Consider the following 13,109-nt stretch of genomic DNA (forward strand, 5'->3'; position numbering starts at 1 on the left):
TAATTATTATTATAATAACTGAATTACAATTGAGCTAACTCTATAGGAACGGGTTTTCCTATATGGTATCCCTGTAACCAACCAATACCCATCGTGATTAGCATCTTTTCAATTTCCTCATTTTCAACAAACTCAGCGACGACTTCCATTTTTTTCAGTTTCGCCACTTCGCAGAATGATCTGACTGCGCATCGACTAAACTCATCGGTCAGAATATTACGGATGAATGAGCCATCAATCTTCAGAATGTCAGCGTCTAACGTTCGTAAACGAGAATAACTGGATGCTCCGGTTCCAAAATCATCAATAGCAATTTTTGAACCGGCTTTACGTAATGCTCTCAGAACATCAGTGACATTGGCGTTATCAATGATGTCTGACTCAATGACTTCAAAAATGATACGTTCCGGTGCGATGGCGTATTTTCTAAACAAGGTAAAAACATTATCAAGAAAATCAATTTTATTAAGCGAATCTGGGGTCAGGTTAATAGAAAAATGACTGTTGGGTTCAGATTTCTGTCGTGACTGTATAAAACGAAATGTCTGTTCAATCACGGTGATATCCAGCGCAGGGAGTAGTCCTGCCTCGCGTGCAACCGGTAGGATGGTATCTGGAAAGATTAATTTACCATCAACCATTTTTATCCGAATAAGTATCTCGTGATAACGTGTCAGTCCAGTGGTTGACACGATCGGTTGAACAACCAACATTGTTGATACGATAGGTTGAGCCATAAGTTCAAACGATTGTCTGTCGATAGCTTTTTGCAACATATGACGAATCACAGCCTGACTGACAATTCTATCACCCGGCATTTGTGGGTTGAGTAATAACGGTTGCCCCTGCATCAACGAGATGTAACTTTGGGTATTAAGCTGCTTAATAGCTAGCGATAAATTTTTAATCAGGTTTTTCTCAGTGGTATACGCCATACCGCAAGATAACCCCAATTGGTAGTCTTTCCAGATAAAACGGAAAGAGTTCAGTTTTTTATACAGTTCAGAAATGTCAGGTATGGCATTAAGGCGAAGAATTATCCCGTGACCTGGGGCATAATAGATATTATCGTCACCGCTTATTAATTTACGCACATAGGTGCTTAACCCTTTTACAAACTCAAAACGGAACTCGATACCATGCGTTTGCTCTAGCGTGTTCAGTTCAGTACAACGGATGTAACACAGACACTCAGTTGAGTATTTACGAATATCCATTTGCAGGGCCTGAAAGTTAGGCAGTCCAGTATTAGGCTCTGATCTAAAAAGTTGTTTGAGGCGTCGGAGGTATTTTCGGTTACGAATGGCAAGTACACCGGCAACGACAATCGTCAGCGAAAAGACAAACACGACCGTAGAAGAAATCACCAGACTATGTAAATAGTTTTTATCGTCAGCGGGTGGGATATAACTATTTATGTTATATCCTAGCAAGATGAGCATCGCTACCCAAACAGGGGATATGAAAGCATGACCAATACAGATCACTCCCCATAGCATGAGCGGAAGAAGCCACAGTAATGAGTAGTCAGTAAATATGAGTATATCCTGTCTGCTGACAATCAAAGCGGACATAATGCAGACTAACAGGACCAGCCATAATACTTGACATAAAATAGGTGGGCCGGATTTTATCAATGTCTTCACATGCCTGATGTGTAAAATACACCACACTGGATTTTGAACGCTTCTGAGCAACAGGTAACAAAAAGGGACCCCTGTCAGGCAAGAGTTCATCAACCACTGCAAGTTAATTAATGTTTGCAGTGTAAAAAGATGAGTCATTGGTTCAGAAATAACTCGCGACTGGAACCAGTGTTCAATCGAGATAAAGAGTAAGGAATTGCAGCACACCAGCCAAACAATACGTAGGGTTGTAAGCTGGCTGCGGCCAAAGCTTACGGCACTTCGTTTACCTGTCGAGAACACATAGAATGTCTGGCTAATGAGTGCGGCCAGTGCCTGAGCTGATAACGTTAGCAGCGAATCTAATGAGTAAGAGTAGAGCGCATACAAGAAAAAGGCACCTAAAATGGGGAATGCCTTTTGCCTGTATAAAACCAGCAATGCGGAAATGAGAGGTAAAGTGAGATCGTAAAAATGCAGGGTTACACCCGCAATATCTTCCTGCTTACTGAGATGACCAGCGACAAACTGTAAAGCAAAAAATGCGATGCCTACACAAAAATAGTCTTTAAATGTATTAACGAAATTTATATTTTCCGTTTTTTTTAACGATATCATCATGCGCAATTCTCAGTGAGTTATCACCGCTCTCAATGTAAGCTATCTACTTAAAACCTGTTAGCCCGGGTGCTGAAAATGTGTATTTTTGGATGTTCTTGCTAATTGAAATCTATTTGAATAGATGTTATGTAAATTTTTAAGCGTAATCCTTGATAATTTTCTGGTGCGACACAACGCAAGAGAGAAGAATTTTTCTGACTGCGCTGGTAATAAAAATGCCGTCAATAGCATTTATTTCATACAGAATATACGATCGATAAAAACGATCAATATAAATATTTTGATAGATTTAAACGATAGGTTTGGCAGATCGTAAATACGATGAAAGATCGATGAAAGCTATTGAAGTGTTATTAATTAATGTTATTTATTTCATTATTGTTAATTTTGTTGCTTTGTTTTTTAAGTTACTCTGTGGTCATACCTTTCTAAGGAAATCTTTTTTTGTGGCCAGGAACGCGAGTATCCCCACTCTCCTGCAAAAATGCCATCGCGAATGATTAACAGGGCAACTGCTGCATCGCGCAGTGAATTCCAACGCCGCCAGCCGATTGACCGACCGGCCCGCACAGGCACGTGGCGAGTAGCATACCCAATCCTTGCCTGACGAACGAATATCTTGTCATCATGGGAATAATCTTTGCGTATTTTCACCTGACTGCAGGCGAATAAAATAATAATAGATAATAACGCGAGTGCGCATAATTTTATTAAATAATAAAATTATGGATGGTGCTGGCTGATATTAAAACTTCTCAGCTATATATAATTTATATTTATTAACTCTATTTTACCATGCAGGTTTACGTTGAGGCCGCCATCTGGCGGGCCTTGGCGCAGATTGTGATCAGACCGAATGTTCTGCTGTATTTATCAATGTCGCCTATCGCGTGGACTATAGTAAAGATGGCCGCTATTTCTCATCATTAATAACCGTGAGTGGGGGACGTGAATGAAGAAAATACTGATGTTAGTTGGCGATTATGTCGAAGATTATGAAACGATGGTTCCTTTCCAGGCGTTGCAAATGCTGGGCCATCGTGTTGATGCAGTCTGTCCGGATAAGCGTCAGGGGGATTACGTTCAAACGGCGATTCATGATTTTGATGGGGCGCAAACCTACAGCGAAAAACCGGGACACCGTTTTACGTTGAATGCGAATTTTGCCGAAGCACGGGCCGTTGATTACGACGCGTTGGTGATCCCCGGCGGGCGCGCTCCGGAATATCTCCGTCTGAACCCGGAGGTCATTCAACTGGTGCAGGATTTCAACTCAGCGGGTAAACCTATCGCCGCCGTCTGCCATGGCCCTCAGCTATTGGCGGCAGCAGGGATATTAGAAAACCGTACCTGTAGCGCCTATCCGGCCTGCGCGCCTGAAGTGCGTTTGAGCGGCGGACATTATGCGGATATCGGCATTGATCAAGCCTACGTCGACGGTAATCTGGTGACTGCGCCAGCCTGGCCCGCGCATCCGCAGTGGCTGGCTAAATTTGTTGAAGTATTAATGCAGCCAGCGGCAAAGTGATGAGCAAGTCGGTATAACCTCCCGGCTATACCGACCACACATCTTACCTCTTCATGAGTGCGAACACGCCCCAGCCAATGTATTCCCGGGTGAAGGTGACGTGGCGTCCCGGTGAACTTCTCAGTTGCTCCCTGACTTCAGTTGCAAACTCATCGTCCTGATTAGCTTCCAGCCAGCGGCGCATCGTCAACCATTTTGCCGCCTCGTACCTGTCCCAACCTTCCTGGTCAGCCAGAACCATTTCAACCACGTCATAGCCGAGCGGGTCAAAAGAAGCAATGAGTTCCGCCAGGGAAAGAAAATCGGCGACAGCGGTCGCGCCGCAGGACTGGGCGATTTCCTCTGTTGCGGGTATCTGGCGCCAGTACGGCTCACCGATAAGTATGATTCCGCCAGGCTTAAGACTCTGCTCCAGTTGTCTGACCGTTCCGGCGACGCCGCCTGCAATCCAGGTTGCGCCCACGCAGGCGGCAATATCGCATTTTTCTTCAGCGATATAGCCCGTTGCATCGGCGTGGACAAAACTCACCTGCTGACTGACGCCCAGTTCTGCTGCGCGCAGCGTTGCCTGCTTGCTAAACAGCTGGCTCATATCGATACCGATGCCGAAAATGCCATGATCGCGCGCCCAGGTGCACAACATCTCGCCCGAGCCGCTGCCGAGATCCAGAATGCGGGTTCCCGGTTCCATGCGCAGCACCTGGCCTAACGTGGCGTATTTCTGCGCGGTGAACGGATTATGGATGCGATGAGCGCTTTCGCTGATAGTAAAAATTTTTGGGATATCCATCTCTCTCTCCTTAGCGATTATCCAGTTGGGCGCGAACGTTGTTCAGCCCGGTAGTATTGATGCGATAGGGCTGACCATTGACAGATTTGATCAGCTTTTTGGTTCTGAGTTTTTTGAACACGGCGAGGGTGCAGTCGCAGAGCAGTAGTCCTTCGCGGCTGTAGCATTCGACGGAGGTGACGCGGCCTGAGGCGTCGCGGACGTGAACGATACGACCACCTTTGGCGAGAACGTGTAAGGTACGTTGTTCCTGACGGGATAAATTCATACTGGAAAACCTGTTTAATCATCATGTGCAAAACGTGCAAACACACTGCGGTGTCCGCATTCGATTTCGGCGCATTGATAACCAGTCCGTCCTGAAAAGGTCGGCAAGCTGATTATCTGATGATTACATTCTCCAGCATCAAAGCCTCGGGTTGAGTTGAAAGGTATTTACCTGATGAATCATACCAGCCAGAATCTCCAGAGAAAACTCCTTGTACATAAAATGTGATCTATAGCGAGTTATAGCGTTTAGTGACTTTATTAACTGCAAATTTTTGTTATGTCAGGTGTCTATTAAAATATTAAATTAATTTGATATTCTGTCTGCGCATAAGGTGTTATCTGTGGTAACGCGGCACTGTGAGCGCATTTGGGGCCACGCAATTGATTAGGATGGATTAATCTTTTTGTCACTTTATTTGCTGTTTTGATAAGGCGTTTTTTATTATTTTAATGGTTTTCGACCGAATTTGTGATTAATTGATTTTAAGAATTTTCTTAATGCGATGAATTGTGTATACTCGGTTCCGCAAGAAGCTCTTCCGTTATCACTAAAACTATAAATCTGTCCTTAACACCCGTATTACCTCTGCCCTGAATCTCTTCTCAGGGCAGAGGTTTTTTTTGCCGGTGCAGGATTTTATTAATCACCAATATATACCAATATTATGGTGGGTAATGTTTAAAATTAACGGTTAGGGAAGTATTATCCATCGATAATAAGGTAATGTCGAATAGTATCATAATGAATCTATTTACCAGGGGACTATATAGCATTTCTTATAATTCACGGTTTTTCAGTATGATAGAAATTTTTGCTATTGATGTAATTGTGAGTTTGCTCACGGATTTTAGTGCTCTAAGTGGCTATTTCTAGAGAAGTGCAAACGGTTGCATGTTGCTGACACCGTATTCGTTCATTAAAAAAATATAGCAATGCTATCTCTTGGGCCGGTATAGAGAAGTGGAGTCTAAATGATTTCTATTATCTCTTGGGCTTACGAGTGCCGTTTATGATTTCTGTTAGCTAAACACCATGGGAAATAACAGTGAACATGGACAGGGAGTATGGTTTTACCCATCAGTAAGGCGTTTTTGTCACCGACGTAATGACTCATCTCATTATATTCATATATATACCCGTCATACTTCGAGCTGCATGTGCGTTGGCTTTCCTCGCTCGCCCAGTCACGTACTTATGTATGCTCCTGGGAATTCGCTGCGTCGCCGCCTTCCTGCAACTCGAATTATTTAGGGTATAAATCAACGTCGTAATGCTCATAAAATCAGCGTTCCGGGATGAACGCTGATTTTATCTGGTTCCCTGTTTAATATCACTCGCGCTGTACGCGAGCCCCTCTCACAGTATTTCGTCAATAAAATATTAAAGGACCTCCTGGAATGGATATTGTTGAACGTTTTATCAACTACACCAAAATTAATACCACGACTTCAAGAGAAAATGGCGCAAATGGGATAATGCCTTCTTCTGCTGGTCAAATGGTACTGGCAAAACTGCTTGCAGCAGAACTTGAAGCATTAGGAATGGAAAACATTGAGGTCAGGGATACCGCCATCGTAACGGCGACACTGCCCGGGAACACCGATGACACGGTTCCTGTCGTTTCATTCTTTGGACATCTGGATACCAGCGCGGAACAGACTGCGGACACAAATGCGCAACGTCTTCACTATAGCGGTGGGGATTTGTGCCTGAACAAAGAACTGAATATTTTTCTGCGCGAAAGCGAGTTCCCGGAACTGAAAAATTATATCGGTGATGATCTATTGGTCACTGACGGAACCAGCCTGTTAGGGGCTGATGATAAAGCAGCCATCGCCGCAATTATGAACGCATTACAGTATCTGGTGGCACATCCGGAAATCAAACATGGGCCGGTGAAGGTGGGTTTTGTGCCTGATGAAGAGCAAGGATTGCGTGGCGCAAAAGCTTTTGATGTTGCCAGCTTCGGCGCTGATTTTGGTTACACCCTGGATTGTTGCGGTATCGGCGAGTTTGTTTATGAGAACTGGAATGCGGGCGATGCGGAAATCATCTTTACCGGCCAGTCTGCGCACCCCATGTCAGCCAAAGGTAAGCTGAAGAACTCGTTGCTGATGGCGCATAAGTTTATTGCGATGCTGCCTGGCGGAGAAGCGCCTGAATATACGGAAGGGCGCGAAGGTTATTACTGGGTTAAGCAGTTGCAGGGTAACAGCGCCCGCACGGTGCTTAAGCTGGATATCCGCGACTTCACTGAAGAAGGCTATAAGGCGCGTATGGCATTTATCCGTCAGCTTGCCGTCAGTACCTGCGCACTATGGGGCGAAAATAGCGTGGTCTGTCATTTAGCCGATCGCTATGCGAACGTGTTCAATAGTTTGCAGGGTGATGCTCACTACCCGATTGATATTGCATTACGCGCCTATCAGAAATGTGGGATTCCCCCGGCACCTGTCGCCATGCGCGGCGGATATGATGGTGCAGTTTTATCGCAGAAAGGATTGCCTTGCCCGAATATTTTTACCGGCGCCCATAATTTTCACTCTATTTATGAATATCTGCCGGTGCGTTCACTGCGGGCCGCCAGCGATGTCGTGGTTGCGGTCATTGAGGAAACCTTTGCTGAGTTCACGCAGCGGAGAGCTCAGTCATGATTCAGGTGTTAATTGCCCTGCTGGTTATCGTGGTGGTCGCTCGTCTGATTCTGAAAGGTTATCGTGCGGAACCCGTGCTATTTATTGCGGGTTTGGTGCTGATGATTTGCACCGCTCTCACCGGGTGGGGTTCCGTACTACCGAAAGGCGTTGCTGGCACGGGGATTTCCTTTCTCGATCCGTTCGAGGTTATGCGCGATCTCTTCAGCACGCGAGCCGCCGATCTTGGCCTGATGATCATGGCGCTGATGGGATTTGCGCACTACATGGATCATATCGGCGCCAATGAGGCGGTGGTGCGTGTCGTCACAAAACCCCTGCGTGCGCTGCGTTCGCCCTATATTCTGCTTTTTTTCTCGTACCTGCTCGCCAGTCTCTTGCAGTTAGCTATTCCTTCAGCCACTGGACTCGCCGTACTGCTGATGGGAACAATGTTCCCCATTATGCTGGGATTAGGGCTTTCCGCTGCCTCTGCTGCCGGGGTAATTGCCACCTCGCTGGGCGTGGCGTATACCCCAACGGCAATCGATGCTATCAGGGGATCGAAAGCGGTCAATATGGATGTGGTGGAATACGTGGTCTACCACCAGGGACCGGCTGCTCTGGCTACCGTTTTGGTCGTGGGTGTCTGCCATTTTTTCTGGCAGCGCTATTGCGACCGTAAAGCGGGGACCTTACCACGGGAAATCGGTAGCGCTGAAGTGACTGACTCAGGAACTGCGCCCGCATTTTATGCGCTGCTTCCCATGCTTCCAATACTGATGGCAGTGGGATCCTCTGAAATGTTCGTCAGTGGTATTAACCTGAATATCATTACCATTGTGCTTATTTCAATGGCTATTTGTATGTCGATTGAATGGCTGCGGGTGCGAGATTTAAAGGCGGTGTGCGAAGGATTTAGCCATTTTCTGAAAGGAATGGGGACTGCCTTTACCGGTGTGGTAGGCCTGCTGGTTGCGGCGGGGGTTTTTGCTCATGGTATTAAAGTCATTGGTGCGATTGATCAATTAATCCTGATGGCCGAACACGTGGGATTGCCGCCATTTGCCATGGCGGTGGTGTTTGCGCTGGTGACGCTTGCGGCGGCTATCATTATGGGATCGGGTAATGCGCCATTTCTTGCGTTCGTTGAGCTTATCCCGCAAATCGCTGCCAGTATGGGGGCGAACGCCGTGGCCATGATTCTGCCGATGCAGCAGGCATCGCATATGGGACGGGCCATTTCACCGGTATCTGGCGTCGTGATCGCCGTTTCCAGCGGGGCAAAAATAACTCCATTCGATGTGGTTAAACGTACCGCCGTACCGTTGATTGTCGGCTTTGTTACGCATACGCTAATCATCGGTATTTTCTACTAACAATTGCAGGCCCAGACAAACCTCCGGTTTATTGAATCTGGAGGTTTTCTGGTTTGATACATTGTTGTATTGATTACGCGGGATAATTATTAGTTTTCATCTTTATCGAGCTATTCTTATTATTTGTGGTCAATCTTGTTAACTATAAATGATTAATAAAAATAATGTGTTTCATGGCTCTTTTTTTACATTGAGATAAATTAATCTGGATCATATTATGCAGGTTTTAGTTGTAGTAGGTTTTTAAATTGAGTAGTAACAAATTAAATACAATAATGATTTTTCTGGGTAGGTTTTAAGTGGTAAAAAATTTAGGAAAAGTGAGTAAATCGAGGCATCATTATCAGGATGAGCTGGAAGCGTTCACCTGGAGCGCGTTAGTGGCAATTGGTATCGCATTACAGGATCACAAGATCCACTCTAAAATGTCAGAGCATATTTTTATTATGCATTGGTTGGCCATCGCAAAAAAAAGAAAACTCTTTTCACGAAGTGTGGCCAATGAGCTTCAATGGTTAATTGATGAAGGTAAGAAAAAAAGCATCAATGCACAACTAAAATTTAAAATAGAATACTTGTACGCCACCTCAAGTGGTGATGTGACAATGCAAAATGATTATTTTAAATTCACCCACACGATTGAAATGTTGAGAAATAATGGATGGCAGAACTTTCTACTCACACCAGAGAAGTGGCGTGACCTGCATGATAAGATTAAAGTGAGAAAGGGTAACTTTATTTTTATGGATGATACCAGACTCCAGGAGTGCTTTGGTGCTCAGGGCGAGATAGTCAAACCTTTCTGTATCCGGGTGTATGGCGATGTTGAGTTCGCAAAATTAACCTTCATCAAACACCACCTGCCGGTAGAGTTTGTGAAAGATATTTCAAATGAATTTCATCACTTCCAGTTTCTTACTGATAAGTAATGATTAGAACAAGTTATGAACAGAGAATTGTTAAAGCAAAAGTTAGAGATCGCGACCGAATGGATTAGGCTGTCTGATACCGCTGACAATTTATCTATATCTTTTCGGGGCATTCTCGAGATTGGCGAAAGTTCTTCTGCGCCAGATAACAGCACGCCGCTACTCCGGTTAGAAAATGAAATGGCGACAATTGCAGTTGATTCAATGTCATGGGTAAGGGTGCCGGCAGATCGTCAGGAAAAAGTGACCGTCTATATTCTCTGACGTTTGGCTGGCGCTTTGTTCGCTTGATGCCGGTCAGATACGGCTATCTGGCCCATACTCAGTGGCGCATTGTATTTAATATAACTACTTTCTCATCCATAAATAATATTAATGTTGGTTTTTTTATAGTGTAATTGCTCCCGGTAATAAAACGGCGATTTGCCGCCATGTGTACCACGGTGTACGTAATTTATTATGCTAAGTTGAGCGGGGATACTTTCTCATAATTAACCATTTTATAGGTTAAGATATTACGTGGCGTGTCGATAACAATTTAGTCATAGATGATTGGCTAATTGTTATGGAGATGTTCAAATGTTAAAGAATATGAGGATTAAAACCAGTCTGTTATTATTGCTTTTGGTATTTACCTTTATGCAGTTCCTTTCTAATGGGTTTGAGTTGGTCGATCTCAAAGGAAATCAAAAAAGTACCCTTCTACTGCATAATATAGTAAAGGAACAGGATTCGCTGCATAACGTCGTTGGGGCTGTTTATAAAGTAAGAAGCGTTCTTGATAATATCCAACTGCAAGATATGGCTGCTACCCAACAGACATTGCGACAGGTGCAGGATGAGATAGCTTATGCCAGAAAGCAGTTCGCTATTTTTTGGGATATACCAGGACTGACGGCGGATGATCCCCAGATTGGTAAAATCGTCAGAACTGCTTTTGAGCAACAAATGAATGCTGAGCAAAAGTATGTTGATAAATTAAATGAGGCTATTTCTGACGGTAGTATTGTTGGTACACAAACAAATGCCAACACAGAGGTGCTGGCTTTGCGAAAAAATTTTGATAAGGAGATTGAGAGCTACTACAAATCAACCATGTTGGTCGGTAAAAATATCGTTGAACAGACATACGTTCAGTTTAATGCCTCAATACTTAAAATATCCTTGCTGCTGGCCGTTACGGTTCTTATCTTTATTCTCTGCAATATCTGGATAAACCGAACAATCATTCGGCCATTAAATATCGTGTCTGAGCATTTTTCACGGATTGGTAAAGGCGATCTGAGTCATCCCGTTAAGGTGCCGGGTAACAATGAAATTGGCTTACTGTGTTTAAATTTACAACATATGCAAAACGGTCTGCGGGAGACCGTCAGTACGATTCGCGATGGCGTTGAGTCTATTAATATCGGCATGCAGGAAATTGCTTCGGGTAATTCAGACTTATCAACCCGAACGGAGCAACAGGCTGCGGCCGTGGTTGAAACGGCGGCCAGTATGGAACAGATTTCCGTAACAACCAAAAATAACACCGATAAATCACATCAGGCGTCTGCCATGACGAGTGAAAGCACGGAAATGGCATTGCGTGGCGAGCGCTTAATGAGCGACATGGTTGAGAAAATTCACCTGATCAGCCGCAACGCGCAAAGCGTGAATGAAATATCCCATGTCATTGATAGTATTGCTTTCCAGACCAATATTCTCGCCTTAAACGCCGCGGTAGAAGCGGCGCGCGCTGGCGAATCCGGGCGTGGATTTGCCGTTGTGGCGAGTGAAGTCAGAACCCTTGCCCAACGTAGCGCCTCCTCAGCGAAAGAAATTAGCGAACTGGTGGCCAAGGCGGCAATCAGCGTCAAGGAAGGGGTGGAGATAGCTGAAAGCAGTGGGGCCATGATGGCGGACATTGCTAAGGCAATACGCAATATCAATATACTCATGGAAGATATATCCGGCGCATCGGGGGAACAGAGTAGCGGCATCGAGCAGATCCGCGTTGCTGTCACGCAAATGGAGCAAGTCACTCAGCAAAATGCGTCTCTGGTTGAGGAAATCGCCGCCACGACAGGCAGTGTGGAAGAGCAGTCGGCAATGCTATCCCAGGCCGTGGCTGTGTTTCAGGTTGATGAAAAGCCGCAGCAGGATACCCAAGACAAGCAGTAGAACATGCCATCTCATCAGCTGTAAATTCAGTCTGATGAGATGGCTGGTCGTCGGGAGACAGTGCCTCAATCATATTGATAATAATTCTCATTATTATTGTTGTGTCGCGCAGGGAATGGTAATGTTGCTCCTGACCAAAAACTGTTAATCCCATTTTCTGTGCAGAAGACAGCATGAACAACACCACCACTCTGAATGCGTCCAGACGCGTAGCGCGTACTTTTTCCGTCAGCGAGTTTATGGATTTTGGTGAGCGTTATGGGATCGACTATTGCTTTCCCCTGCTGGCGCAAAAGCCGGATTTGCCGTCCGCTAGCCCTGTGCTGCAAGGTGAAATCGAAGAGATGACGCTCCCCTGCGGGATGTGTGTGACGCACTCTGATGTACAGGTGTTGCAACCCTATGAAACCACCTCCCGCCACAGCAGTCCCTTGTATATGCTGGTGGTACTGGAAGGCTGCGTGATCCTCTCGTTTAACGGCCAGGAACACGTGGTGCGTTCCGGCATGGCGTTTAGCTCACGCCTGAGCGAGCACCAGACGATGCGCGCCCGCCATCATGCCGACTGCAAACTGCGAACTTTATCGCTCGGTCTGTATCCCGACGGCGCGTGGCGCACGGGGCTACTTGAATCGTTGATGCGTGAGTGGGAAAGATGCCAGACGCCGACGCTTATCTGGCAGGTGCCGGGATTTTTACTCAGCGGCCTGGAGTATGCGCAGCAGAGCGCACTGAGCAATGTTTCTCGCCAGTTGATGCTGGAAGGGCTGATATTGCAACTGTTCGGCCATGGCCTCAGCGTGTGCCAGGTAGAGAGCGGCAAACGCCTCGCCGCCAGCGGGGAACAGCAGCGGCTGGAAGTCGTTCGTCGCCTGTTGGAACAGAATCCCGAGAATGATCACACGCTCAATGAACTGGCGCAACGCGCGGCAATGAGTCCCAGTAGTCTGCGTAGCAAGTTTCGCGCAGCCTATGGCTGTTCGGTCTTTGATTACCTGCGCGATTGCCGCCTGGAACGCGCGCGCGGTTATTTACTGGAAGGATACAGCGTACAGCAGGCTGCCTGGATGTCGGGATATCAGCACGCCACCAACTTCTCTACTGCCTTTCGTCGTCGTTACGGTTTTTCGCCAGGCGATATGCTCAAGCTTTGCTAATCCATTTTTGCGT

General features: G+C 45.8%; 10 protein-coding genes. 7 read left to right on the forward strand and 3 right to left on the reverse strand.

What is annotated here, in order from left to right:
* Nucleotides 1–23 precede the first annotated feature (23 nt).
* Nucleotides 24–2,246, reverse strand: coding sequence for an EAL domain-containing protein (locus tag FDX09_RS05400; RefSeq protein WP_137346892.1), 2,223 nt, complete (start codon nt 2,244–2,246; stop codon nt 24–26).
* A 952-nt stretch (nt 2,247–3,198) separates the two neighbouring features.
* On the opposite strand from FDX09_RS05400, the gene FDX09_RS05405 reads away from it, so the two are divergent.
* Nucleotides 3,199–3,774 carry a DJ-1/PfpI family protein gene (locus FDX09_RS05405; protein WP_087857002.1) on the forward strand — a complete coding sequence of 192 codons (576 nt, stop codon included), beginning with the start codon at nt 3,199–3,201 and terminating at the stop codon, nt 3,772–3,774.
* A 43-nt stretch (nt 3,775–3,817) separates the two neighbouring features.
* On the opposite strand, the gene FDX09_RS05410 is transcribed toward FDX09_RS05405, so the two are convergent.
* Entirely contained in the window at nt 3,818–4,564 is a 747-nt protein-coding gene (locus tag FDX09_RS05410) for a class I SAM-dependent methyltransferase (protein ID WP_069323894.1), read from the reverse strand.
* 10 nt (nt 4,565–4,574) lie between these two features.
* A complete protein-coding gene (locus FDX09_RS05415) occupies nt 4,575–4,832 on the reverse strand; it encodes a YjhX family toxin (RefSeq protein WP_042310296.1) in 258 nt (85 codons plus the stop codon).
* 1,400 nt (nt 4,833–6,232) lie between these two features.
* Here FDX09_RS05415 and pepT point away from each other — a divergent pair.
* The 6 genes from pepT (at nt 6,233) to FDX09_RS05445 (ending at nt 13,096) form a co-directional block, all read left to right on the forward strand.
* Nucleotides 6,233–7,489, forward strand: coding sequence for a peptidase T (gene pepT, locus FDX09_RS05420; RefSeq protein ID WP_137346893.1), 1,257 nt, complete (start codon nt 6,233–6,235; stop codon nt 7,487–7,489).
* A complete protein-coding gene (gene dcuC / locus FDX09_RS05425) occupies nt 7,486–8,847 on the forward strand; it encodes a C4-dicarboxylate transporter DcuC (protein WP_137346894.1) in 1,362 nt (453 codons plus the stop codon). Before pepT ends, dcuC begins: the two co-directional genes overlap by 4 nt.
* Nucleotides 8,848–9,146: 299 nt before the next feature.
* Complete coding sequence (locus tag FDX09_RS05430) at nt 9,147–9,776, forward strand: DUF2913 family protein (RefSeq protein WP_069323895.1); 630 nt, start codon at nt 9,147–9,149, stop codon at nt 9,774–9,776.
* A 15-nt stretch (nt 9,777–9,791) separates the two neighbouring features.
* Nucleotides 9,792–10,040, forward strand: coding sequence for a hypothetical protein (locus tag FDX09_RS05435; protein ID WP_038637956.1), 249 nt, complete (start codon nt 9,792–9,794; stop codon nt 10,038–10,040).
* A gap of 315 nt (nt 10,041–10,355) precedes the next feature.
* Nucleotides 10,356–11,939, forward strand: coding sequence for a methyl-accepting chemotaxis protein (locus FDX09_RS05440; protein ID WP_137346895.1), 1,584 nt, complete (start codon nt 10,356–10,358; stop codon nt 11,937–11,939).
* A gap of 173 nt (nt 11,940–12,112) precedes the next feature.
* Nucleotides 12,113–13,096: an AraC family transcriptional regulator gene (locus FDX09_RS05445; protein ID WP_085047682.1), complete on the forward strand. Its 984-nt coding sequence runs from the start codon at nt 12,113–12,115 to the stop codon at nt 13,094–13,096.
* The last annotated feature ends 13 nt before the right edge of the window (nt 13,097–13,109 follow it).

This window comes from Citrobacter sp. wls717 (assembly GCF_005280955.1).
Lineage (GTDB): Bacteria > Pseudomonadota > Gammaproteobacteria > Enterobacterales > Enterobacteriaceae > Citrobacter > Citrobacter werkmanii.